This window comes from Cellulophaga sp. F20128 (assembly GCF_023015805.1).
In the GTDB taxonomy this organism is placed as follows: domain Bacteria; phylum Bacteroidota; class Bacteroidia; order Flavobacteriales; family Flavobacteriaceae; genus Cellulophaga.
In genome coordinates, this window is the sequence record NZ_JALKBA010000011.1 from 102,529 (window position 1) to 127,746 (window position 25,218).

Genomic DNA, 25,218 nt, shown 5'->3' on the forward strand with positions numbered 1-25,218 from the left:
AATTTGTTTAGAAACGAGTCAAATGCAATATTGGATATCCTTTTTGTTGATTATTCTTTCTATGTATATTGTCATTAGTGTTTTACTCTATTTTCTTCAAGACCTCTTATTGTTTAAACCAGAAAAGCTAGCCAAGGATTTTCAATTTCACTATGAAAACCAAGAAATAGACGAATATAACATTACTACCAGAGATGGGGCCATTATTAATGGGCTACACTTTAAGGCCAAGAATTCCAAGGGTGTTGTTTTTTATTTAAAAGGCAATTCAAAAAGTATTAAAGGGTGGGGAAAATTTGCTGTAGACTTTACCAGACTTAATTATGATGTTATTATGGTAGATTATCGGGGTTTTGGAAAAAGCACAGGTAGACGAACCCAAAAGAGCATCAAGAGAGACTTACAGGTTGTATACAACAAGATTAAGGAGAATATCAAGGAAAAGCACATCATTCTCTATGGTCGTTCATTAGGCTCTGGTTTTGCTGCTAAATTAGCTTCTATGAATAATCCGAAAATGTTAATTTTAGATGCACCCTACTATAGTTTAAGCAAGGTGGCGAAACGTTATATTCCTTTTATGCCCTTGTCATTATTAATTAAATTTCCAATGCCCACCTATAAATGGTTAAAATATGTGAATTGCCCCATTCATATTATTCACGGCACCGACGATAAGTTGATTCCCTACAAAACCAGTATAAAATTATCTAAGATTAAACCAAAGTCCACGACACTTTATACCGTAATAGGAGGCGGACATAAGAATTTAAATACCTTTGAATCGTATCATAAAATGCTGATTGAAATTATTACAACGTTTCCAAAACCCAATAATTTGGAAAACACGAGCATAAAGGTGATGCGCAACGCAAAACAAAGGAATGAAAAAATTTAAGAAGCTTGTTAAAATCCTAGTCGCGCTATTTATTACAATTGTACTAATGTTATATTTTTTACAGGAGAAACTCATTTTTATGCCCACTACATTGGCGCATGATTATGAATATACTTTTTCAAAACCCTTTCAAGAATTTAACCTATTCGCAGAGGATGGTGCCCAGCTAAACGGATTACATTTTAAAGCAGAACGGCCCAAAGGGGTTATCTTGTATTTTCATGGTAATGCTGGTGATTTGTCGCGTTGGGGAGAAATAGCGTCATTTTTTGTAGATAAGCAGTATGATGTTATTGTTATGGATTATCGTAAATATGGAAAAAGTACCGGTAAACTAAGTGAAAAGGTGTTGTATACAGATGCGCAACTTTTTTACGACTACAGTTTACAACATTATGAGGAACATGAAATTACAGTCTACGGTAGATCCTTGGGAACAGGAATAGCAACCCAAATTGCCTCGGTAAACAAGCCAAACAAACTAATTTTAGAAACCCCTTACTACAGCTTAGTATCCCTAGCTAAAAATAGGTTTTCCTTTTTACCCATTGAAAGCTTGCTAAAATATAAAATACCATCCCATAAGTTTATACAGCAGGTAGCTTGTGCTATTGTTATTTTTCATGGAACTGATGACCGTATTGTGCCTTATTCCTCGGGAAAACGATTGTATGAGTCAATTCCTCATTCTAAAAAACAAATGATTACTATTAATGGGGGGGCACATAATAATTTGATACAGTTTGATGCTTATTTACAAAACAGCACAAAAGTTTTGGAGTAAATACGGCTATTGCTTCCTGATTGTCACATTTTACATTCCAAACCATTTGGAGAACAACCTATTATTGCCATGAATTAGATTCAAAACTAACTTTTGCTGTATTTCTAAAGTGGGTATCTTTTTTATTGGCTGTTGCCGTGTTGGAGTGAACCAATCCGTCTAAAATATTGGCTAACCGGATACCTATATCACCATTGTTGGTACAGATATTGTGGGCTATCTCTATTTGGTTAATTCGGTAACCTCGTTCCCCCTCAACCCTGAGTCCACGAAAGAAATTACCATAGCATTCATTGTTTGTTAAAGTGATTTCCTCCGATTGAGAAATATTAATTCCATTGCCGGTAGGGGAGTTGTACATTTTGGAATCGGAAATAAGACACTTAAAAACGCGTCTAAAATAAAGATTGTGATAGTAGCTTTCTATCATTCCATTGGTATGCAGGTTCATATTCGTTAAAGTAACATCTCTTGCTCCTTTGATATGAATTCCCATTGCACAATTAGAAACTTCTATATTTTTCATTGTAATATGTGCACTTTTGGCATTGGCATAGCTACTGCCGTCTGCCGTAAGCAATATTCCTAATAAGGAATTCCGAATGCCTGGAATATTTTTAGCTTTTCCTTTAGAATGATAGGTAGGATCTAAATGTTGCTCCGCGTCTTTTAGATTTCCTTGCACCTTAAAATTTTCGAAATGGAGGTTATGTATTCCCTTCTTACTATGGATAATAGGTTTGTTAAAAGAGAGGTCCTCAACGGTTATAACAACCCCTGAAGGGTCTTTGTCAGAATAACCTTTTATGGTTATATTGGAATAAACAGTTAGAGATTTATTGACTACATAGGTCCCTTTTCCCAAAACAATAGTGCCTCCATTTTGGCTATTTAATTGATGAATTGCGGCTTGAATATTATCCCCTGGAACCAACTGTAGTGTTACTAGAGTGTCTATAACATCACCTTTAAATGCATGAGGTTGTGTTTTGACATTTTGAGTGCTAAAATTGGCAAATAAAAAAACACAAACTACCCCAGTTATGACAGTTAACAGTAACCTATTAGTTTGCATTATCATATTCAGTAGTATTTAATTTTAGCCTTCAAAAGTTATTTGTCAAACAAACCCGAGGACAAATACCTGTCGCCTCTATCACAGATGATAGAAACAATGGTGCCGCTTTCTAGACTATTTGCCAATTGAATGGCAGCATAAGCAGCGCCACCACTACTAATACCAGAAAAAACACCTTCCTCTGTAGCCAGTCGCACAGCGGTTTCTTCTGCTTGTTTTTGGCTCACCTCCATAATTTTATCAATCTTACTGGCGTTAAATATTTTTGGTAAATACGCTTCTGGCCATTTGCGTATCCCTGGTATTTTTGCACCATCCTTGGGTTGTACGCCTACAATTTGAATGTCGCTATTTTTTTCTTTGAGATAGGTTGATGTCCCCATTATGGTACCCGTTGTACCCATAGCCGATACAAAATGTGTTATTTCTTTATGGGTATCTCTCCATATCTCTGGACCCGTAGTTTTATAGTGAGCTTTCCAGTTATCATCATTTGCAAATTGGTTTAATAAGAAGGCACCGTTTGCAACCTGCTTTTCTGCATAGTCTCTAGCCCCTTCAATACCTACGGCTTCAGAAGTTAAGGTCACTTTAGCGCCATAGGCTCGCATGGTCTGTATGCGTTCTATTGTAGAATTTTCTGGCATCACCAATTCAATATCTAATCCGTAAATACCCGCAATCATAGCCAAAGCAATTCCTGTATTACCACTCGTTGCTTCTATTAACTTGGTTTTTTTTGTAATATCACCACGTTCTAAGGCACTTTTAATCATATTATAGGCGGCTCTATCTTTAACACTGCCTCCAGGGTTATTGCCTTCTAATTTAAAAAGTAAGGTAACCTTAGGGTTGGTGTTTAAAACCTTTGAGACGACTAAGGGTGTATTTCCTATTAGGTCTAAAATATTAGGATACATTATGTGTTGTTTTTATTTTGATTTCTGTTTGATGAAATACCTTAGAGTTGGGAGGGATGGAAGTAGTTACCCACGCATTACCTCCAATGATGCTGTTTTCACCAATTATGGTTTCTCCCCCAAGAATAGTAGCATTGGCGTATATAGTGACATTGTTTTTAATTGTGGGATGCCTTTTTGTTTTTTTGAGATCCTTGGCAACAAACAAGGCCCCTAAGGTTACCCCTTGATATATTTTTACATGGTCTTCTATGATAGCAGTTTCTCCAATTACAACCCCAGTTGCATGATCTATAAAGAAAGAGTTTCCAATTTTTGCACCAGGATTAATATCTACACCGGTTAATCTATGTGCATATTCTGTCATTAAGCGTGGTACCATAGGAAAACCAATGGTATTTAATTCATGGGCTAATCTGTATATGGCTATGGCGTAAAAACCAGGATAGGCCATATAAACTTCTTCAATAGATATGGATGCAGGATCACAATTTACAAAAGCTTCGGCATCTAAATTTAGTTTTTTTAAAATATCGGGTAGTTGAACAACATATAATTCCCATATTTTTTTACAGGGTTTATTTACTTCCCAACAGGCAAGATTTACCAATTCGTCAAATAGGGACTCTAAAAGTAAAAGATTTTCTTCTACAGGAGTTTGGGTGTCAAACAAGGTATAAAAAAGTTTTTGGGTAAAAACTTCTGTTTTCTCCTTAAGACTAAAGTTTAAATTTGGCTGCTTTTTATACAACTCAATTTCTTTAATTACAGATTTTAGCATCATAAATCATAAATTCTACTCTCAAAATTAACCATAAATTCTAGATGAAGAATTTTAAAACAGTTAACTTTCGCATAAAATAGTTGATTAGTGATTTTTTTATGGAAAATGTAGGTATATCCAAAAATACGCTTGATTTTTTAAATAAATTAAAGCGAAATAATACGCGAGAATGGTTTTTAGAGCATAAAACCGAATTTAAAATACATGAAACTAAGTTTAAAGAGTTTGTAGCCGTATTGAATGAAGCATTAAATGCACACGATGAAATTGAGAAATCTAAAGTTTTTAGAATTTACAGAGATGTGCGTTTTTCAAAAGATAAAACCCCGTATAAAACCCATTTGGCGGCTTCGTATACTAGGTCTGGCACAAAGTTAAGAGGTGGTTACTACCTACAGATAAAAGAGGGGGAGAGTTTTATTGCTACGGGATTTTGGGAACCGAATAAAGAAGATTTATTTCGAATTCGTAAAGAATTCGAAGTAGATGCATCTGAATTTCGGGAGATAATAGAAGCGAAAGACTTTGTAAATGTTTGGGGCAGCTTGGTAGGGGATGAGTTAAAAAAAGCCCCCAAAGGCTTTGATGCAACCCATCCAAATATTGATTTGATTAAGAAAAAACAATACATCTTTGTACGTAAATTCACTGACAAGGAAGTGTTGTCTCCCAATTTCTTAGCGATAGTAAATGAATCTTTTAAAGCCATTAGGCCCTATTTTGATATCATGAGCGATATTTTAACGACAAACCTCAACGGAGAGTCTTTGTTAGACTAAAACATCTTCTTCAAAAAATTGCAGCTGATTTTTTAATCGGGCAATGACTATAGACATCATTCTTTTATTAAGGGCGGAAGAGTCTTGAATATAAATTTCATATTCCTCAATAGTAAACTGACCGATGATCATTCCCTTAAGGGAGTTTCTAAATTTTATGTCTCTTTGAAGTGCGTTTTCTATATACTCCATCCTTTTTTCAAGGGAGAGTGTATAAAATTTGTTTTTGTGCTTTTTTGTGTAATTTTTAAAGGCAAATAGGAGTAATTCATTTTGCAACTTCACTATGGGCCGTATTGTTTTGTTTTGAAAAAGTTCATTGGTACTTATCCCGTCAGCTATTTTTGTAGCCTTCATCTCTGGTCTTAGTCGCAAGAGATCTATTGATCTTTGGTTCATACGAATCGTTTTACTAAAGATACAATATGTAATAAAGTAGACTTTTAAAGCTTCAATTAGTTTTTAACGGTCTTATGAACATTTGGCCTAGTGAATATCTAAACCTATGGCTAAATAAACTTTTTCAATCTTTATACTATGGACTTAATTCCCCAGCGATGATTATTTATTATACACCAAACCCCAACAACCCATCTATAGTATTTGCAGTTACAGCATGATAATTTGGGCGTGCTTTTTTATAGATTAGTAATGCTTCATTAAGGCGGTCTGCTCTTTTAAATGCCTTAAATAACGTGGTAACATACCAACGTCTACCTACTGTATTTAAGAACTCTGAAATTTTAGAATCTACCTGGTTGCCATGATAGTTATTTAAAATGGACTGCTCATACCAAACCATACTGATATAAGAATTGGTAGACCCTGTAAAATTAAAGGTGTCGTCTAACTGTTGCAGCTGTTCAATTTTGATGTCTTCTTGGAAATTTCGGATAAAATGCACCCATTCCTGGGGTGTCCATTGTTTGGTTATGTTCGTATCTATGCCGTTGGTGTCTACAAATGATTGTAGCGTCTTTTCTACAGTTGAAAAAGCATTCGATTGAATGATAGCGGCATTACTAGGAACCCCCGGTTGGTATATCCATTCGTCTGTATTAAAAGTAATCGAATTCTTTTCTAGTAAATTGGTGTTTAGATAGGTGATGAAATCTTCAGTATTTGTAGTAGAAAAGGCGTTCTTCTTAAAATATGATTTTAAAAAGGCATCCATTTTTTCACGACCTACTTTTTCTTCCAGCGTTCTTAAGAATAAATAACCTTTATCATAAGCAATACTGTTCATGCCATCATCAGGACTTCTACCTTTTAAATCTAATTTTAGTTTGGTGTCGTTAGGAGTTTCTTTTAAGGATTCCAACTCTTCATCTAAATCCTGACGTCCAATAAGTGCCAGCATATTGGCCCGTTCTTTTCCATAAAGTGCTTCCATAATCCTAATTTCAAAATAAACAGTAAAACCTTCATTCAGCCAAAAGTCGTTCCAAGTGGCATTGGTTACTAAATTTCCGGACCATGAATGCGCCAATTCATGGGCTACCAGCGAGGTTAAACTTTTATCACCTGCAATAACCGTAGGTGTGGCAAAGGTTAATCTTGGGTTTTCCATACCTCCAAATGGGAAACTCGGCGGCAATACAATAACATCAAATTGTTCCCAGGAATAAGCTCCGTATAAATTCTCGGCGGCAACGACCATTTTTTCCATATCTGAAAATTCAGCCTGTACCTTATCAATCATTGATTTTTCAGCATACACACCAGTTCTACTGCTTATGGCCTTATATTCAATATCTCCTATGGCAAGCGCAATAAGGTAAGCTGGTATGGGTTGGGCCATTTTAAAATGATACATACCATCTGCTGTTTTTTCCTGTGGATTTTGGGCACTCATTACGGCCATTAGGTTTTTAGGTACTTTAACCGTTGCATTGTAAGTGATCCGAATCTGGGGACTATCTTGAATTGGAATCCAAGTGCGTGTTAAAATTGCCTGACCTTGGGTAAAGAGAAATGGATTTGTTTTATCTGCCGTTTGTTGGGCATTTAACCATTGCAAGGCTTCGGTTTTTGCTGTAGTCCTATACTTGATTGCAATTTTTTGGGTGGTTTCCTTAATACTAATAGCCAGAGGTTGACCAAGGTTCTCATCGAAAGAACCTAAAGTAAAGGTTGTTTTTTTACCATCAGCTGTTATGGCTTCAATATCTAAATATTTGCTATCTAAAATGATTTCCGAGGCACCGTTGTTTGCAATGTTATAGGTTGCTGTTCCACTAATAATATGGGTATCAAAATTAACATCGATATTTAAATCCAAATGAGTGATAACTGCCTTATTGGGTTGCGCGAAGGAATGTAGTTCTTCCTCATAAGTCTTTAGCGTCATAGGTGTTTTGGGTTGTTTACAATTGGTAAGAATACACAAGCAGCTCACTGCTAAAATAATTGCTTTTTTCATTTGGAATCGTATAAGTACTGCTAAAGTAAGGAAAAGCGTATCGTATAAAAAGTAATATTCTTTAGAGAATAGGACTAGGGCTTTTCATAGGAGACAATGTTGTGCTGTCGTTAATTATTTTTCTTCTGTCTTTTTATAAATCCATTCAATTGTAAAGCAAAATACAATAATTATAAGAGCAATAATAACACCAATCCTATTTGAGCTGTATTGTTGATTAATTAAGATTACTGTAGCAATTATACATAAAACAAAACCTATTAAAGGAATTAGTGTGTTACTAGCTGTTTCTTTTGATAATCGATATCCAACAAGATTAACCACAGCAAAAATGAGTAAAAAGCCAACACTACCTGCAGTTGATATACTTTCTAGTTTAAGTACGTTTACTAAAATTAAAGTAGCTACTGCTGTAATCATTAAGCCAATGGGCTTCTTCCAAAGTTTTGCTAAAAAGTGATGTGGCAGTTCATCGTCTTCCGCAATTTCATAATTAACTTTACTTCCTCCATAAAGGGATGCGTTAATTGCTGAAAACGTAGAAATTAAGGCAGCAATAGTAATAATAGAAAAACCAACTTTTCCTAACATTGGTTTTGCTGCTTCAGCCAAAACATAATCTTGTGCATTTGCAATTTTCGCAAATGGTAGTGAGCCTACAGTTACAAAAGCAATAATGACATATAATACAATCACGAAAATTACGGAATAATAATACGCTTTTGGTATGTTCTTTTCTGGATTAATAATATCAGGTGTTGCGTTTGCTATCAGTTCAAATCCTTCATAGGCAACAAAAATAACCATTCCTCCGGCAAATAATTGAATAGGTGCTTCCCACTGTGAAACTGCAAGTTGAGCAACATTTGGGTTTCCAATTAAACCATAAGCCCCAATAAAAATAAAGGAAATTAGAATGACCAATTTGATAATAACCGCGTAGGATTCTATTTTGCCAACTACAGCAATACTATAATAATTAATGGCGGTAGCCAAAATAATTATGGCACTTGCATAAATGTGTGAATCCGTTATTTTGTCATGCGTTAACTCTAATAGGTTTGGTGCATAAGACCCAAATGCTGAAGCATAAAGGGAAAGCATAATAATATAGCTTATCCACAAAAGATTATTGATTCCGCCACTAAAAATGGTTTTCCCAAAACCTTGGTTGATAAATTTGACAGTTCCGCCTCTGTCAGGATACTTTTTTGATAACTTTACATAGCTGTAAGAAGTGATTAACGCCAAAATACCAGCCAATAAAAAGGCGATTGGTGTTCCGCCTTTGGCTAATGAAACGGCAAGTCCGAGGACTGCAAAAATTCCTCCACCAACCATTCCTCCAATTCCGATAGCAATAGCTTCTTTTAAACCTATTTTTTTATTCATATTGTAGGGTTGTTTTATAATACCCAAGGGTGCCGGCTGTGCAGAATTGAGTGGTATTGTATTTCACTATGCATAGTACGGAACATAAGTAGTAAACTTTTGATAAAGCCCTGAGCCACCGGCTGATGACTTAATTGCGGTATAACTTTAATGCCTTGTTGGTAACTGTCTTGCTTATAGTTGTTTGGTCATTTTTCCAAGGTTAATTTTTTCTGCTTTTGTAAATTCAATATCCCGAACAAATTCCATCGTTTTCCACAAATACGTATTTCCTTTTAGTCCGTTAGTGGCTTTCATTCGTCTGTTTAATCGGCTAATTTCTTTTTCTGTTGCCTTTCTCTTTTCCCCTAACTTTCCATAAAGTTTAATTGCTGGGTACTTGGAAAAAGTTCCTGTAAACAACGCTTTAATCCAAAAAAAGCGTCCGCTATTCACAGCTAAAAGACAAACATTTGGATTTTCTGTGGCGTGTTTTGGTAATTTCGATGGAAATTTCTCAAAATAAAATCCAGTTTGGTTGTCATTCAGAAATAAGGAGCCAATTGGTGTCACTGTGGGATTATTTTCAGCATCTACTGAAGCTACAGCTACATGAAAATTAGAGCTAAAACTTGTATTAAAATGCTTGCGGATTTCATTCCAATCATTTTCTATATCCATACGTTTTCTTAATAATACTCAGATTTTAATTGCTTGTGTTGCCTACTGTTATTTATTTTTAGCGTCGTTTTTAAACACCTTTAGCTTTAGTGCTTTTTCAGGATCTTCCAAAATCAAAATTTCATAATCTTTCCAGGCTAGCGATAGTTCCTTTCCAACTTGTATATCTAGAGATACGAATGTCATGGTTTCTTGCTCCTTTTCTTCTGATACCAAAATAGTATAGGTGTTAAAGGCATCGGTCTGATTTCCATCAATATCCTCGGACCATTCTCCAATATAACCTTCAAACTGTATGCTGAGATTTTCGATAACCGCGGTCTGCCCTAAATCAATAAATATTGCTTTTCCAAAGTCTAATTTTTCAACAACTAGCGCAACGGCTGCTTGATTAATTTTTAAATCAAAAGCATAGTTTTGATATGCCTTGGGAAAGTTGTTTTTTTGACGATCACCCGACCCATCATAATTTCTGAGAAACGTAGTATAGCTACTATTGTTTTCAATGATTTTTAATTCCAGTTGAATAGGGGTAAAGGCCTTGGTTGTTGGATTTGATTGAATAAATAAATTGGCAGGTTCTATGAAAAATGTCTCAAATTGAGTGCTAGGGTTTTTTCCAATTTTTAGAGGTATTGTAATAGAATGGTTTCTCATCTTTTTTTCTGATTGCCCATAGCCCGAGACTTGTATACAAACAAGGAATAGCATTAACGGGATATTAAATTCAAAAACCTTCATTTCACTATGTATTTTATGGCAGTGTTGCTACTTAAAATCGTTATGGATTCAACGGGATAATTCATAGTTAAAAGAGTTTGTCCAGTTTAAATGTGGTTAGGAAATACAGCATTCCTGATGTAGCCAATACATGCATCCCAAAGCCAATATAATTGATTGCTTTTATATAGGTTTTTGTATGCCTACTAAAGATGGTGTACAAGGCAAATAGTATAATACAAACTTCCAAACCGAGTACAACCAATTCACTAACCTCTAAAGTATGTGGCTTTACGGTAAGACCATCAATAGCCCAAAAAACAATTAAACCGACGCCCATTACCGCATTTAAATACGAAATGAATACGGATGTTCTTTGCTTTTTGTACCCGACAATAAGGGTTGCCAAATGACAAATTAAGACAACAATCAGTATTGTACTTACGGTTAGATCATTTAGAACCATTCATTAGTGTTTTTTGAGCGTATGTACCGTTAAATATAACAAATGTTACCGACCTAGAGTATAACTTTGTTTGGTCTCTACTATTGTGGTTTATTTTTAATTCGATATACTAAGCATCGAGAATCAAATTTTATATTGTTTTTTACCCTAAATTAAGGATTAGTAGACCATAAAGCGGCACTTTTAAGCATTGCTCTTCTGGGTAGTTTTAATCCGGCTACTATTAATTCTGCAAAATCTTCAGGCTGTAACACACTGTCTTCAGAATCTTTAGATGCAATTCCTAATTCAATAGACATATCAGATGCAATGGTGCTTGGTGTTAATGTACACACCCTAATATTGTTTTTACGCACTTCTTTCATTAAAGATTCAGACATTCCAATAACTGCAAATTTTGACGCAGAATAGGCAGAGGTGCTTGCATTTCCACTTAATCCAGCGGTAGAGGAAACATTAATAATGTCACCCTCATTTTTATTTATTAGGTAAGGTAAAACTTCTTTGGTCACATAATACATTCCCATAACGTTGGTTTGAATTATTTGACTCCATTGGTCAACTTTCATTTCATTAAAAGTGCCAAAGGCTGCAATTCCGGCGTTATTTACTAAAATATCTACAGTACCTAGTTCGTTTATGATATTTTTAATTCCTTTTTTAACGGCTTCATAATCACCTATATCAAATACGGAATAAATAGCCTTTATGCCCAATGCCTCTAATTCTGAGACTGTTTCTTTTAGAACGGCTTCATTTCTACCGGTTATAGCAATGTCTATTCCTTCTTTTGCAAATGCCACAGCAGTCGCTTTTCCAAGGCCTCTTCCGCCGCCAGTAATTATTGCTTTTTTATTTTTCAAGTTTGTCATAGTAGTTTATAGTATTCGTGATTTTTTAATTTGTGTACTGTTTTTAACAAGGTGTAGTTAAGAATTTCAAGCGTTAGCGAGAACAAGCAATTGCGTATAGCCCTTGTTAAGCTTACGTTGTTTCTAGAGTTCTTGTTCAATTTCCATTATAATAGTCTCTATTTCAGCCTTTATGCGTCCTAAAAATCGTGGTCCATTTGTTGCTTTAGCCACTAAATAGTAAGACAGCAGATAATTTTCTAATTCAGCTGATGTAAACATTAACTTATTATCAATCTTTTTGGATATGGACTCGTGTTCAAAATCCATAAAATTAATATCCAATACAATGTTTCGGATACTTCCTTTTTTAAAAAAGATACTGCGTAATTTTTCGTCTGTGAATTTTGCTCCATTTAACTGAATGTTTAAAAAATTCAATGAACTTTCAAAAGAGGCCAGGTTTTGCCTTAAATTTCTATTTAAAATGATATTGAGCTTACCTGAACTAATGATGTCATTTAAAACTCCTGTTGATGGAAAATAGCTTATTTCAGCGCCGAAAATAGGGGCTAACAATTGAGAAATTCTCTGATTACTTATGGTATCAAGGACATTGCTGTCAAAAAGGGTCAATAGTTGTTTAAGGGCCTGTTCCCGTCCCTCATTTTCTTCAATAGAGGCATTTACCTTCGTTAAATTAATTTTAAATTCTTCTTGCAGTGACAATAAATATTCCTTTTCTATGCTTCTTTGTTCGTTATAATTATTGTTATTATTAATCTGTAAAGCAATTAAGATCCCAATAACCACAAGCACAATTTCTCCAATTGCATAAAGCAGATATTTGCTGAACTTGTTTTCGAATAGCTTTTTTTGGCGGATTTTACGAAAGAATTTTATCATTTCCTTAGTGGTTGGTTATAATGAAGCACAACGGTTTCCTGAATAAAAAGTGATGTGTTTACGCACCTAATGTAGTAAATAATAACCGAATAGAATTCTGAAGTCTCGGAACGCTAGTCCATATGCCTATGGGTTCCTAAGTAGGCTTGCAATAGCTAAATCAGGATTATTATATGAAGATAGTTATAAAAGTGTATGGGCTAATAATTAAGCGAATTTTATTTGTTTTTTACTACAGTACTTGATTGACAGGAGTTATTTTTTAAAGTCAAATTTTTCTTGTTTACTTGTCAATTCCGCTTTTTTCTCAATTTTGTATTCAAAAACTTATTAATTCACGAAACAACTTATTTTGAACATAATAGACTATAGGTAAGCATTCTTAAAAAGAAGAATTATTCACTTACTTAAAAAATTAAAAAAGAGTCTTTGCATTATTAAAACAAAGACTCTTTTTCTTGTTTTTGAAGGTTAAATATTTTCAACCATTAAAATTTCAAGTTTTCTTTCACCATCCTTAAAAGGCCAATTTATTATATCGCCTACCTGTCTTCCAATTGTGGCAACGGCAACATCACATAAAATAGATAATTTACCTTTTTTATTGTTTGTTTTGGTGGTTGACACAAACATATATTCTTTTTCTTTGTTTTCCGTATGATCTTTAATTTTTATACGTCTGTTTACCGTAACAATATCATCTGGTAAGTCTCGCCTAAGTAATTGTTGGGCGTTTTTTAATTCTAAAAGTAAAAGTTCTTCTTCTTGTTTGGTTACTTTTTTTCTTCGAACATGATCCTTAAGCATATTGTATATTCCGGTAGTTAAAATTACATTTTTTGACATAATATTTTTTTTTGAATATCCTTCTTAATACTATGTAGTGGTGACTCAATCATTCAAAATAGTTCGCAGTATATTGAACTCCTGTTTTTGAATGCTAATAGTAGTGTTAAGAAGAAAATAAGATTATAATTTGAGAATAATAAAGAGTAGCCCTGTTTTGAGTCGAACAGGGATTAATTTATAAACTCTTTTGAATTATTTAAAAAAATATCGTCATGTAAGTATGGTAATGACACAGCTAACCCTAAAGGATTGTTTTCAGTATATTCAAAGTAAACTGCTGCCATTTGTATTAAAAATTAAGGAGTTACAAAGCTAATCATTATATATGATATTAACAATGTTAAAGCCATTAAGGTGTACTATAAGGTGTACTATAAATAATTGTTCTATAGGCCTACCCAAGGCATCCTATTTTTGAATTTGGACTGTTTTTTTTAATTACTGGCAACGGTTACCCTTGTTGGCAGCAGTTATTTTTTGTCTGTGCCAAATTTAAGTTGCCTCTCGTATTATTTATTGTCAAAATAGCTTTTTGATTCTTGGATTAACCCTTCCTCATTTATAGTCCATTCTTCAAAGCCGTTAAAACGTACTTTGTTCCCATTTCCATCTGGTCCATTATTAGTTCCAGTAAATGTCCAATGAAATTTTGTTTTGTCTTTGTTGGTAGTAAGACTGTCCATTGAAACAACCATATCAGGAAAAGCCTCCATAAAACTTTTAACAATATTTGTTATTGCTTTTGTACCTTCTGCTGGTATACCATCATTTATTTGTAGAACGCCATCTTCAGCGAAAAAGTAGGAGACAAAATTGGGTCTTTGGCTGCTCCATACTTGGGCATAACTCTTGGCAAAAGCCTCTAAATCAAATTTTTGCAGTTCTTCTGGTAAGCGTGTATTTGTAAATGAAATATTAATGAATTTCCATTCACCATCTTCCTTGATTAGGGTGAAATTATCGATGTTATTTGTACGTGGAACACCATATTTATACAGCGTAGCATCGGCCCAAACAAAAGCAATTTGGTCTTGATTTATAAGGATTTTGTATTCATTTACGGGTTCGTAAAAGGGCTGCCGTTCTCTGTTTTTTTGTGTTTCAAAATATTCGCCAATTGTGATAACGGAATTTTTGGAGACGCCATCTCTAATTGTTGCACTTCCCAAGTTTGCCTTGTTTGAAACTATGGAATCCAAAGTCTGCCAATCAGAATTACCTACAGCAAACAATAGCTTTTCTACAAGGGCTTTTAATTCTTTTTCTTCTGGATTTCGTGTTTTTACTTCTTCAATACCCTTTTCGGTTAATTCAGTTTTATTTGGATTGGACTGGCAACTAAAAAATAAGCTAGAAACGGTTACAAGAAATAATAGGGTAAAACTCAATGTTCTTTTCATAATTGGATTTTTTAATGTCTTGTCCTGAAATAGGGCTACAGCTTAAAATTGATTTACGCTGTTTATTGATAGACCATATTTGGTGAATGCTTAGTTGTGTGTTTAAGCAACTAACTTACTAAAAATGGAACGAACTGGAGGGAAATACGTAGGGTTTTCCAAGTAGGCGAGAACAAGCAATTACTTATAGCCATTGTGGTGGTGTCGTTATTATTCGTTCGTAAATTTATTCTTAATTGCTCTTTCAACTCGTATTAATAAAAATACGACCATCAATATCATTAATACCAATCCTAAAAACATTCCTATTTTGCCTTCAGGTTTAAATATTAATCCAATAATTGAACTTAAAGTCAAAAGCGCGCCAAGTTTAACCATTTCAATGGAAGAGTATTTTTGAGAAAAATCCCATCTTTCTTGATTTTTCATCGAGCTTGAAGTTCTGTATCCATAAAGTCCATTTATTTTTTTCGGTGGAAATTTTAGCATTAAAAATCCTGCGAGCATAAAAATTATTCCAGACGATGACGGAATTAGAAATAAGGGATTGTCAAAGGGCAAATTCATTATTAATTTTTGATTTTATATTTGTTCGAGTTTGATTTTATTAACAAGTATGGTATTCCGATAATCATTGAAGTCCAAAAAGCATAATTTTGAATATTGGGATTTTCAGTCAATTCAGCTATTAGATACCCAGAAATGATAATTAAAGCCATACCGAACATTACATTTCGAAATAAATTTGCTATTCCTTCAATGTTGTATTTTTCTTTTTCTTCTTTCGGCATTGTATTGTAGCCAGCAATCAGCCAGTACATTTTTCCATATTTTATTAAAATTCCGAGTATGATAAATATTATAGCTGCTACAATCATAGTAATCTATCTTTCTGAATTTTGACGTTTCGTTTTTAATGCACCACAATATACGGCTATCGGTCTGTGTACTGTTATTTCTTTTATAGGGGGAGTACTAATCTAGTGGATTTTTTAGTATTATAAAAGTATTTGTAGTCACACCCTATTAACATTCAGGTGTATAACCAGATCTATGACCCATAAAGTAGGTTCAGGCTATTATTGAAAAAAAACAGGAAGAGCGCGATTTATAAAACACCGAAAGACTCAATTCACAAAGAAACTATTAATTAGCTGTAGAGAACTGGACTAGGGCTTTTCATAGGAGCCATTGTTGTGCTTTCGTTATTTTTTAATTTCGGTTTCCAAGAGGTTAATTATTTCCTTATTCAGTTCAATACATTTTTCGTGTCTATCAAGTAATAATGATTTATATACAATCAGGTTTTCAACGATATTTTCGAATTCAATGTTTTTGAGTAGATCATTATTGTTTATTTCAAATCCTGATTTAGGAAATCTTATTTTAGTAATTTCTTCGTCATTGGTTTTTTCATCAGAATTTAACCAACTGCCATTTTTAATAATGTATCTAATAAAGTCATCAGAAAAATCAATTACAGATTTTTCTCTGTCTTTTAATGTTTCAAGTGTTGGTAACCAAGAAGAAAGTTTATTCCGTAAAATATCGTTTTTTATTATACCGAGATTACCCGAGTTAATTAAATCCAATAAAAACCCATTTTGAGGGTAGTATTTTGGAACGTTTCCAACCGATTGCAGTAAACTATCGATATCGAATGAAGCTTGATATTTACTACCTGTATTATCAAGAATTATGAAACTATTTTTTTTAATTTCTTTTAGTTCTGCAATAGATTTATTTAATTCTGATTGATTGTACTCAAAATCCAGTTTAAGATTAAGAAGGGCCTTTCGTTCAAAATCATTTTTATTTAAGGCATCATTATAATTATTCAATTGCAATGCAATCAAAATTCCGATAACCACAAGAATTATTTCTCCAATAGCATAAATCAAATACTTACTGAATTTGTTTTCAGTCAGCATTTTTTGGCGGATTTTTCTAAAAAAATTGATCATAATTTCTCTGTTTTAAATTCTCTGCAAGCGGGTATATCAAGCAAATGTTCTCTTAGCCCTTCGGGGTGCTTCCATCAAACATCTACTAGATGTTTGGTATCGCTTCACGATACTTCATTTCAGCAATATCATTGGTTAGCGGTTTGTCATAATAAAGCACAATGGTTATATAAAGTGTCGTGCGACGTAAGGCGATCGACAGGATTCCCGGCAGGGAATCCACGAGTAAATATACATTTACTTTGCAAATTAGGGCTAAGCCTAAGCATGCATTTTATATGTTGTTGTAAGTAGTTTTTTATTGTAATACATTCAGTTCTAAATTCACTTCTTTAAAATAGTCAAGATAAATATATATACTATTTTTTTTATTATTTGAAGTATAACTCTGCACAATTCCAGTTCCTATGTTTTTTTTCTCTACAGCATCTTCGTAAGGATGTAAGCAACTAAATCTAAAGACTGGAAATAAGTTATGTGAATATTTTTTGATTTTTAATTCTGAATTATTTATTATTTTTTGTCTCTTATTAATTGTAGACATTTTTACAATTTTGGATAAACTGTCTGATTTTTCAGTTTCAAATTTAAAATAGTTATCCTTGAATGGGTTATTTATGTAATAAATATCTGTGTCTAAATACACAAATTGAAAAAATATTTCGTTTAACTTTCCTTTACTTTCTATTACTTTAAATCTGTGTTTTTTTAAATTTTTCAAATCAGTAAGGTATGCAATCGTTTCATTTTTATATTTTTTTAACTTTAAGAAATAGTTGTCATTTTCTTTGTTAGAATAAACGACAGTTTCTAAATAGCCATTAGAGGATTTATATCTTGTTAAAATATTAAATTTATAATTTTGAGTATAACAAAATATTGAATTGCAAAGAAATAATAATATTATAGTTTTTTTCATATTTAAATTACTTACAACGGCAGTCTGTCTAATAACCTATCGAATCCGCCGTAATTGCGGTTATACATTGTTGGCAGCTGGCATTAGTATATTTCTTATTAACTTCTCGTTTAATTTATTTTCTCCACTTGAAATTCTAATAGCAAGATCTGAATCAAAATCATTAACGCTTTTATAATATATTAATGGATTATCGATTTTCACGTAAATTTTTTCACAATAATTTTTTTTCAAAAAATCATTTCTTTCAAATTTATCGTAGCGATTGGTTTTTAAAATATAATAGTAAGAATTGATTTCGTTTATTTCCCATTCATTTTCCTCGGCAGTCTTAAGTAATCTATTTTTAAATTCAGTTTTTTCTATTTTAAATTGAGATTTTAAATAATAAAGATTTCTATGAAGATAAATTAAGTTTAACATTCCAATAGTTATAACTGCAATACCAATTTTTCCCAAAGTGCCAATTTCTCTAATCTCAAAATTAAAATTTTCGATTTCTGAAGTCAGACAACAAACTCCAATAAATATAAAAATCAAAGTGATTTTGTAATATTTTAATTTTTCTTTGAAGTCTAAATTTATTTTCAATTTCTGTGTTTTTTGCTTGCTGCCAACGGTTCGGCTATGATTTCGGTCTGGGAAATCCGTTAGGATTTTTCAGAATCGGAATCGAGCCAGATTAAAAGTACTAAATTTTATTTTACGAAACAGTAAGACTGAATTATAGGCATTGTTAGCTTTAGTTTTTTTATTTACAATCACTTTTTTCCGTTATAATTCGTCTTTGATTTCGCCAATATTCAATGAATTCTTTCGAACCCGTTTTGCTATTATAAAGTACGTCGCCAATCAAGAAATGAAATTTTTGATTATCCCTTTTAATAAAAAGTGTGTCCGAGCATTTATTTTTTTCCAAAAAATCTCCTTTCAGTAAAAAATCGGCAATAAAAGGCTCGGAATAGTCATAATTTTTGCTACCATCTATTTTCCAATACTCATTTTCATGTTCGAGAAGAATATAAGTGAATCCTTTGTACTGGTTTAGGTCGTTGATAACTCCAGTAATTGGAGTTTCAAAGATAATTGGTTTCGAGTTTTGAAAAATTCCAAAAGATAGGTGTCCAAACCATACTAATAATGAGGCAAATCCAATTAAAGTCATGGATATGATTAAAATTTCATCTCGTTTCATCCTCTTCCTTCAACGATTTTTCAAAATTAAAGCTAACTGTTTTGTGTATGATTAGTGGCGTGTTTTAAGCAACTAATTTAGTAAATAAAACACAAACCAAGAAAGTCCGCGAGGACTTTCGCAAGTGAGTAAAAAGCCAGCAATAAAGTTTATACGGTGTTGGCAATAGTTATTTCTTTTTTGAATTTCTGAATTTCATTATAATTTTCAATGTTTAAAATATTCAATAATTCTAACCAGCTAATAATTCCATTTTTATGATAATTCGTTAACACATCTTTATAGAATTTAAGTTGTTCAGATTTGGTTTGTAAAAAATTGTATTCAATTTGTTTTCCGTTTTTCAAAGTCAAAATAAAACGATTATTCAAGCCATTTGAAAGGTGAGGAGTAAATTCTAAAAGATTGTTTGTAAAATCTCCTTTAACATCAAAAGTTGAGAAAAATTCCAATTTCTGTATTTCCTCAAGACTATATTCATTATTTTGAATTTCTACCCGATTTTCGTAAAAAGTTATTCTCCCACGATATTCTCCTATTTCTCTTTCATATCTAAAAAAAGTACTAATCATAAGTCCGATTATGTAAATTGTTCCAAGAATAAGAATTCCAGTTTCGAAACCTTTAAAATTAAATCCGAATGATTCTTTTAAATAATAAATTAGAAATATTAAAGCAGTCCAAGAAATCGCAACAATATTTTCTGGAGAAATATAAATTCCTTTCTTTTTTTCAAATATTCTTAATCTTCTCGGGTTCATTTTTTAATTATTGCCAACGGCTGGGCTAAGCGTAGTGCGGAGGCAAGGAAACTTTTCGTTTCCGTCTGCCGACGTAGCTAAAGCTTATTGTTTTGCTTTTTCTTTTTTGTTCCAAAGCTAAATCCATAAGATTTAGCGACATCATAAATATACACAGACCTTTCGATTTAGCTCAAAAGCCCGCATTACGTTTAGGCATTGTTGTATGCCGTTTTTATTTCAGGAGACCCATAAGGATTCAACTTTTTCGATTTTCCATTTGTCCGTTTTCGTAAAGAGAAATACTAGTCCTTCTCCACATTCCCCGCCACAATAGTAAACGGTATATATTAATGCTTTGTCTAAATCTTGATTGAAGATGATTGATGAAAATTGTATTGTCCCGATGTATCGACTGTCGTTATTTTTGTCGGAATCAGTTTCTAAACGGTAACGATTATATTCTTTGATTTTTTTAATATCCCACTCCTTGTAATTTTGAAAATCTTCAATAGCAAACTCTGACAATTTATTGAAATTAAGATAATCGTTCAATATATTGATATCTAGCTCTCTAAGATTTGTATGATTTCTTACACGAAGAGAATTATAAGATTCTGATGTGTCAATCCAACCTAGTCCGTTTTCATCGTCGGTTTCGTGTCCGTAAGAGTGATTTAAGATTTCTGAAATAATTTGATATTCCTCTGATTCATTTAATACTGGTTTACACGAAAAAAGAAGTAAGGTTAAAAAAATAAGTCCCAGATAAAATGTGGTTCGTTTGTTCATTTTTTAAATGGCATACAACGTTTAGGCTATGATTTCGGTCTGGGAAATCCGTTAGGATTTTTCAGAATCGGAATCGAGCCAGATTAAAAGTACTAAATTTTCTTTATAGAAAAATGCAAGACTGAATTATAGGCATTGTTGGCATTAGTTTTTAATTCTTTTTATCTCGTTCAGCTTTTCAGTTGTTTCTTTCAAGAATTCAAGTGTCCAGCCGTCTGTTTTATATTGCTTTATTATCGTGTATCCTTTTCGGTCAATTCTCATATGGTCACTGACAAGTGATGAAATCCCTATACCATTTCCATAATATTCAACTGTTAATTCATTTATTGGGATATCAGTAATTTTCCTTTCCATTTTAGAATTGTAGTATGTAAACTCTATAGAATTATCTTTCAATTCAGCTTTCGTAATAAAATGTTCCGTTGCTTTATAATTCATAAGAATAAAAGTCACCACAAAAAGGGTCGCCATTATCCATAAAAACGAGATTTGAAAAGAAAAGAATACCAAAAGTCCAATCCATATAAAAACCCAAGGAGCGACCAACGATTTTAAAAACCTTTGTTTAAAGTCAATCACATCTTTTGTAAATATTGGTTTTGTGTCGTTTATCAACGTTTTTCTAAATTAATGCCAACGGTGCGGCTATGGCAAGTAGGGCAGGCAAGGAAACTTTTCGTTTCCGTCTGCGCTCGCAGCCAAAGCTTTTTGTTTTGTTTTTATCTTTTTCATTTTAAAAGCCAAATCCAAAAGATTTGGCGGACTTAGTAAACAAGACCAAGCAATTAAATTTAACACTTTATGCCCTATTTGCTATAGGTTGTGTTGTGTAGCGTTTTTTTACAGTCGAATAGTCGTGTCTTTTTTTAACTCACTCAATATTTCGATTTCCATACCAGTCTGGAAAACTAATTCCATAACGGTTCCAGATGATTTTTTAAATCTTTTTTCAAGTGCTGTTGAGTTCCGAACCATTAGTGCTGTATCACTAATTTTTTCAATCATTTCTTTTATCAATTCCAAAGCTCTTTCATCATCTATTTTATTCCAGTTCTCCAATTCAGGCATTGCTAAAGTCCGAACAAATTCATCAAGTCCTTCACTTCTCCAATAATTGCATAAATCATATTCAGTAATTTCTTTATCCGATAACTTTTTAATTTGAAATAACGCCGTCGCAACGTCCAATTTACCGTTCTCCAAATCGAGTATGATTTTCTTTATTGGCTCAAAATTTTCGAGATACATCATATTTTTTTAAATGCTACACAACGTCTCGTATATGAAAAGTAGCGCTGAAAATAAGCGATAATTTTCGGATTATTCACGAGCCGAATTTTTAAATTTTACTAATTATTTTATTTTTGGGAATTTGTCAAATTTAAAATTTGGCGACTTTCCAAAAATGCACTAGCCTCCGTGTTAGCAACGACTTGCGCTATTTTTTATATACATTGTTACCCAACGTATTTATTCGGTTAATGAGTTTCTAAAGTTATTATCTAATATTTCATAAACCCTTTTGTCCGTATAATTAATTGAAATACTAAATAAATTTTCTCCAACAAAACTGTTGTAAATCAATTGCGTTAAAACTAGTTCATTTGTTTTTGCATTATATATTTTCGTTTCTATACTGTAAAAATCATATTTTCCAATTTTTTCAGTATTCAAACTATTTTCAAATTGGATTCCATTAATTTTTGAGTAAGTGTTTGAAAGAAGTTCGTCAACAAATTTTTGGTGTTCCATAAGAGACATTTTCTTTGTTCCTTCCAATGATTCAAAAGACGATGAGAAATAATTTCTTTCGTCAATTTCAAATCCGATTAGGTCTGACCTGTTCTTACGTACTTCAATTCCGTCTGGTGTATTGCCTTTGACTTTTTCGTAACCAACATCTTCGAGGTCTTCTTTTTGTTTTAAAGTTCTAACTTTGAAATTTTCGGGAATTTTAATGTTCCAATCGATTAGATTGCATTTATATATTCCGTTTTCAATAATTCCATTTTCAGTGTGACTTTGAGAACAAGAATTAAAGGATAATAAAAGAAGTATACAAATAAGCAATATCGTTTTTTTCATATGTTGGGTAACGGTTTTGTAAATGGAAAGTTGCGTGTTTGCGTGCGAGGATTTTCCGAAGGAAAATCAGACGTAGCAAACGTGCAACGACCTTTGTTTTAGCAAGAAACCAGCAATTTTTTATATACGTTGTTGGCAACTGGCTTTTATTTTTTCATTTATTCGGTCAAATTTATTTTCTCCGAGTTCATTTTTTATTAATTCCGAATTCCGTTCCACAATATTTTTAAAAGTCAGAAATTCAGTTTTATTTTCATTCCAAAATTCATTCGATAAATTCGAAACTGCAACAAGTAAATCGCCTTCATAAAAATCACATTCGGTCAAAATATTCCGTTCGAGTTTTTCGAGTGCGATTCCGATTAGATATTCAATTCCGATTTTTTGAGAAATCAGAAGTCTTATCTGTTCGTTTGTCAATACCGCAATACTGATTTTCCGATAATGATAACATTTTTCAACCAAATCAGTCGGAAATTCGGAAGGATTTTTCCAAATATCTTTTTCTAATTGTTCGATTGATTTTGTTTCCATAAGAGTGATTTCAGCTTGTTGCCAACGGTTAGTATATGAAACGTAGCGTGCAAATAGACGCTAACTTTTCGGATTATACACAAGCCGAATTTTTATGTTTTGTTTTTGCTTTTTTATTTTAAAAGCCAAATTTAAAAATTTGGTGACTTTACAAATACACACAAACCTCTCGTAAAGCCTATAATAGCTATGTTTTATATACATTGTTAGCTATAGTGTTTTATTCAGTCAGCTTTAATTCATATCGAACATAATGTATACTTTTTATTGACTTTCCACCTTTTAAAGCAGGTTCAAATTTTAATTCAGACATACTTGATTTTACTTGCTCATCTAACCACATATTGCTTGCAACAGCAAATTTTATGTCCTCGACACTCCCTTTTTCATTAACAAATAAATAGTAACCATAAGATAATGTATGGTCATCTCCATATCCATCAAAAATTGATTTTTCCGCCTTAAATTTTTCAGCTATTATTTGGTCATTTTTTAGTGTTGGTTGATTGTCAGGAAGTACATAATCCTCATAGTCTTTATAACACCCATCGCATATTTTGGAAATAATATTTGTTTTGACTTTTGGATTTGTAAACTTTGGAAATTTTTTAGATGAAATAGCTTTGCCATTTTCATAAACAGTTTCTTGTTCTAAATTTCCGTTATCGTAATAACTTCTTGTAATACCGTTTTCTTTACCTTCTTTAAATTCTTGTTCTAAACTTACTAAACCTTTTCTGATAGTTCTTGATTTGCCATCTCTGAGGTAATTTTTGTATTCAGTCTCGTATATGGTTGTGCTATTAAATGAATTCCATTCGTTTATATAAAGTCCTGTTCCGTTTATCAAAGTTTGCCCTCCTTTTTCATTCCAATAGTTTTCAAAATAGACTTGACCTTCTTTAAAATCTGCTTCCAGTTTTTTACTTCCATCTTTCCAAAATTTCAGCCATTTTCCAGTCCTTGTAGTATTATCAATGAAATTCGATTGCTCTTTAAGTTGTCCATTATCATACCACTCTTTTGATTCGCCAAAGTTTTGGTCGCCATCAGCTTTTTTTGTTTCTAATTTTTTCTGGGCTCCATTTTCATAGAACCATTTATGTATTAGAACTTCATTAGGTTTATCTTTTACAACCTTATATTTTAGTGTTCCATTTTCGAAAAATTCTTCTCGCTCTCCAGTTTGTTCTCCTTCTTTGTATTCTATTTGTTCTTTTAGCTTTCCGTTTTCATAAAAGGATTTGAATTCTCCATTTATTACACCTTGTTCAAGGTAAAACTCTTCTTTAACTTTTTTGTCAGGATAAAAGGTCTTGCAAAGTCCAGTAAAAGTCAGGTCAAATTCTTTTCCATCTTCGTCAAGACATATTTCGTTTGGGTTTTTACGAATGTAAGATTCAATTAAGGACATTGTCTCTTCATTCATTTCATAATACTTGTCATCAAGCAAAGACATTTCGTCAAGTCTATCATAAAGGTCGCTCCCGAACAAATCACTTTCTTGAGCTTTGTCCATTAGTTTTTTGTTTTTCTGATAGATTTTATCCGCTTTCTTGACAAGGTTGGCCATTTCAGTATCTCCAATATGTTCCAAGCCTTTAATTATTGTAGGAATATAAGGTCCGTAACCATTGTAATAGAATTGTACAAATCCACCATTTGTAACTTGAGCATCTAAATACCACCAATAATAAAGTGCTTTCTGTCCATACGATAAAGATTTTCCACGTTCAATTTCGTGTTCTTTGTCTTTTATGAATTTCGATATTGGTTCAAGTACAAACCAGCCAAAATCAAAACCGTTTAATTTGAAGAATTCGCCTTTATTCAGTTCAGGACGAAAATGTTCGGTTTCATTAAATTCCCAATAAGGGTCATTTTCGTTTTGGGCTTTGCAACCGAACAGATTTAATAAGTTTATCATTATGATTGAAATGGTAAGTATTCTTTTCATTCTTGATGTTTGTTCAACATTATAGCTAACGATAGCGCTATGATTAGTGGCCCTTATTCAGGCTTATACTTTAGGGCCATTAATTATAACGCGTGTTATTGGCCGTTTTATTTTAATTTT

At 32.7% G+C, this 25,218-nt stretch carries 29 protein-coding genes; 3 read left to right on the forward strand and 26 right to left on the reverse strand.

Features of this window, described 5'->3' with window-relative positions; genetic code table 11:
* Nucleotides 1-22: 22 nt before the first annotated feature.
* The gene (locus MWU65_RS11910) at nucleotides 23-898 is read left to right on the forward strand and encodes an alpha/beta fold hydrolase (RefSeq protein WP_247078209.1); all 876 of its coding nucleotides are present in this window, start codon (nucleotides 23-25) and stop codon (nucleotides 896-898) included.
* A 46-nt stretch (nucleotides 899-944) separates the two neighbouring features.
* A complete protein-coding gene (locus tag MWU65_RS11915; protein WP_247078210.1) occupies nucleotides 945-1,682 on the forward strand; it encodes an alpha/beta hydrolase in 738 nt (245 codons plus the stop codon).
* A gap of 61 nt (nucleotides 1,683-1,743) precedes the next feature.
* On the opposite strand, the gene MWU65_RS11920 is transcribed toward MWU65_RS11915, so the two are convergent.
* The 3 genes from MWU65_RS11920 to MWU65_RS11930 are packed head-to-tail and all read right to left on the reverse strand — an operon-like array spanning nucleotide 1,744 to nucleotide 4,464.
* Complete coding sequence (locus MWU65_RS11920) at nucleotides 1,744-2,763, reverse strand: right-handed parallel beta-helix repeat-containing protein (protein ID WP_247078211.1); 1,020 nt, start codon at nucleotides 2,761-2,763, stop codon at nucleotides 1,744-1,746.
* Nucleotides 2,764-2,795: 32 nt separating this feature from the next.
* Nucleotides 2,796-3,680: a cysteine synthase CysM gene (cysM, locus tag MWU65_RS11925; RefSeq protein ID WP_247078212.1), complete on the reverse strand. Its 885-nt coding sequence runs from the start codon at nucleotides 3,678-3,680 to the stop codon at nucleotides 2,796-2,798.
* Nucleotides 3,670-4,464 carry a serine O-acetyltransferase gene (locus MWU65_RS11930; RefSeq protein ID WP_247078213.1) on the reverse strand — a complete coding sequence of 265 codons (795 nt, stop codon included), beginning with the start codon at nucleotides 4,462-4,464 and terminating at the stop codon, nucleotides 3,670-3,672. Before MWU65_RS11930 ends, cysM begins: the two co-directional genes overlap by 11 nt.
* A 98-nt stretch (nucleotides 4,465-4,562) precedes the next feature.
* Between MWU65_RS11930 and MWU65_RS11935 the strand changes: the two genes are divergently transcribed.
* Nucleotides 4,563-5,243 (forward strand): DUF2461 domain-containing protein, encoded by a 681-nt coding sequence (locus MWU65_RS11935; protein ID WP_247078214.1) that lies wholly within the window; start codon nucleotides 4,563-4,565, stop codon nucleotides 5,241-5,243.
* On the opposite strand, the gene MWU65_RS11940 is transcribed toward MWU65_RS11935, so the two are convergent.
* The 23 genes from MWU65_RS11940 to MWU65_RS12050 form a co-directional block, all read right to left on the reverse strand.
* Complete coding sequence (locus MWU65_RS11940; protein ID WP_247078215.1) at nucleotides 5,235-5,642, reverse strand: glyoxalase; 408 nt, start codon at nucleotides 5,640-5,642, stop codon at nucleotides 5,235-5,237. The genes MWU65_RS11935 and MWU65_RS11940 overlap by 9 nt on opposite strands.
* A 169-nt stretch (nucleotides 5,643-5,811) precedes the next feature.
* Entirely contained in the window at nucleotides 5,812-7,665 is a 1,854-nt protein-coding gene (locus MWU65_RS11945) for a M1 family metallopeptidase (protein WP_247078216.1), read from the reverse strand.
* 114 nt (nucleotides 7,666-7,779) lie between these two features.
* Entirely contained in the window at nucleotides 7,780-9,057 is a 1,278-nt protein-coding gene (locus tag MWU65_RS11950) for an APC family permease (protein WP_247078217.1), read from the reverse strand.
* 174 nt (nucleotides 9,058-9,231) lie between these two features.
* A complete protein-coding gene (locus MWU65_RS11955; protein WP_247078218.1) occupies nucleotides 9,232-9,717 on the reverse strand; it encodes a pyridoxamine 5'-phosphate oxidase family protein in 486 nt (161 codons plus the stop codon).
* Nucleotides 9,718-9,765: 48 nt separating this feature from the next.
* On the reverse strand, nucleotides 9,766-10,374 hold the full coding sequence (locus tag MWU65_RS11960) for a hypothetical protein (RefSeq protein WP_247078219.1): 609 nt from the start codon (nucleotides 10,372-10,374) through the stop codon (nucleotides 9,766-9,768).
* 151 nt (nucleotides 10,375-10,525) lie between these two features.
* Complete coding sequence (locus MWU65_RS11965) at nucleotides 10,526-10,903, reverse strand: hypothetical protein (protein WP_247078220.1); 378 nt, start codon at nucleotides 10,901-10,903, stop codon at nucleotides 10,526-10,528.
* 152 nt (nucleotides 10,904-11,055) lie between these two features.
* Nucleotides 11,056-11,775, reverse strand: a complete 720-nt coding sequence (locus MWU65_RS11970; protein WP_247078221.1) for a 3-ketoacyl-ACP reductase — start codon at nucleotides 11,773-11,775, stop codon at nucleotides 11,056-11,058.
* A gap of 123 nt (nucleotides 11,776-11,898) precedes the next feature.
* A complete protein-coding gene (locus tag MWU65_RS11975) occupies nucleotides 11,899-12,660 on the reverse strand; it encodes a DUF6090 family protein (RefSeq protein WP_247078222.1) in 762 nt (253 codons plus the stop codon).
* A 471-nt stretch (nucleotides 12,661-13,131) separates the two neighbouring features.
* Nucleotides 13,132-13,506 (reverse strand): GreA/GreB family elongation factor, encoded by a 375-nt coding sequence (locus MWU65_RS11980; protein WP_247078223.1) that lies wholly within the window; start codon nucleotides 13,504-13,506, stop codon nucleotides 13,132-13,134.
* Nucleotides 13,507-14,018: 512 nt separating this feature from the next.
* A complete protein-coding gene (locus MWU65_RS11985) occupies nucleotides 14,019-14,909 on the reverse strand; it encodes an ester cyclase (RefSeq protein ID WP_247078225.1) in 891 nt (296 codons plus the stop codon).
* A gap of 210 nt (nucleotides 14,910-15,119) precedes the next feature.
* Complete coding sequence (locus MWU65_RS11990) at nucleotides 15,120-15,476, reverse strand: SdpI family protein (RefSeq protein ID WP_348646036.1); 357 nt, start codon at nucleotides 15,474-15,476, stop codon at nucleotides 15,120-15,122.
* Nucleotides 15,477-15,478: 2 nt separating this feature from the next.
* A complete protein-coding gene (locus MWU65_RS11995) occupies nucleotides 15,479-15,787 on the reverse strand; it encodes a DUF3784 domain-containing protein (RefSeq protein WP_247078229.1) in 309 nt (102 codons plus the stop codon).
* A 327-nt stretch (nucleotides 15,788-16,114) separates the two neighbouring features.
* Complete coding sequence (locus tag MWU65_RS12000; RefSeq protein ID WP_247078231.1) at nucleotides 16,115-16,873, reverse strand: hypothetical protein; 759 nt, start codon at nucleotides 16,871-16,873, stop codon at nucleotides 16,115-16,117.
* A gap of 298 nt (nucleotides 16,874-17,171) precedes the next feature.
* Nucleotides 17,172-17,792, reverse strand: coding sequence for a hypothetical protein (locus tag MWU65_RS12005; protein WP_247078233.1), 621 nt, complete (start codon nucleotides 17,790-17,792; stop codon nucleotides 17,172-17,174).
* Between the two features lie 60 nt (nucleotides 17,793-17,852).
* Complete coding sequence (locus tag MWU65_RS12010) at nucleotides 17,853-18,383, reverse strand: hypothetical protein (protein WP_247078235.1); 531 nt, start codon at nucleotides 18,381-18,383, stop codon at nucleotides 17,853-17,855.
* A gap of 160 nt (nucleotides 18,384-18,543) precedes the next feature.
* Entirely contained in the window at nucleotides 18,544-18,957 is a 414-nt protein-coding gene (locus MWU65_RS12015; RefSeq protein ID WP_247078237.1) for a hypothetical protein, read from the reverse strand.
* Nucleotides 18,958-19,136: 179 nt separating this feature from the next.
* The gene (locus MWU65_RS12020) at nucleotides 19,137-19,748 is read right to left on the reverse strand and encodes a hypothetical protein (RefSeq protein WP_247078239.1); all 612 of its coding nucleotides are present in this window, start codon (nucleotides 19,746-19,748) and stop codon (nucleotides 19,137-19,139) included.
* Nucleotides 19,749-19,967: 219 nt separating this feature from the next.
* Nucleotides 19,968-20,519 (reverse strand): hypothetical protein, encoded by a 552-nt coding sequence (locus MWU65_RS12025; protein WP_247078241.1) that lies wholly within the window; start codon nucleotides 20,517-20,519, stop codon nucleotides 19,968-19,970.
* 144 nt (nucleotides 20,520-20,663) lie between these two features.
* Nucleotides 20,664-21,137 (reverse strand): hypothetical protein, encoded by a 474-nt coding sequence (locus MWU65_RS12030; RefSeq protein ID WP_247078243.1) that lies wholly within the window; start codon nucleotides 21,135-21,137, stop codon nucleotides 20,664-20,666.
* A 225-nt stretch (nucleotides 21,138-21,362) separates the two neighbouring features.
* Nucleotides 21,363-21,773, reverse strand: coding sequence for a hypothetical protein (locus MWU65_RS12035; RefSeq protein ID WP_247078245.1), 411 nt, complete (start codon nucleotides 21,771-21,773; stop codon nucleotides 21,363-21,365).
* A 219-nt stretch (nucleotides 21,774-21,992) separates the two neighbouring features.
* On the reverse strand, nucleotides 21,993-22,607 hold the full coding sequence (locus MWU65_RS12040; protein WP_247078247.1) for a hypothetical protein: 615 nt from the start codon (nucleotides 22,605-22,607) through the stop codon (nucleotides 21,993-21,995).
* Between the two features lie 120 nt (nucleotides 22,608-22,727).
* Nucleotides 22,728-23,141: a contact-dependent growth inhibition system immunity protein gene (locus tag MWU65_RS12045; protein ID WP_247078249.1), complete on the reverse strand. Its 414-nt coding sequence runs from the start codon at nucleotides 23,139-23,141 to the stop codon at nucleotides 22,728-22,730.
* A gap of 220 nt (nucleotides 23,142-23,361) precedes the next feature.
* Nucleotides 23,362-25,098, reverse strand: a complete 1,737-nt coding sequence (locus tag MWU65_RS12050; protein WP_247078258.1) for a DUF4375 domain-containing protein — start codon at nucleotides 25,096-25,098, stop codon at nucleotides 23,362-23,364.
* Between the last annotated feature and the right edge of the window lie 120 nt (nucleotides 25,099-25,218).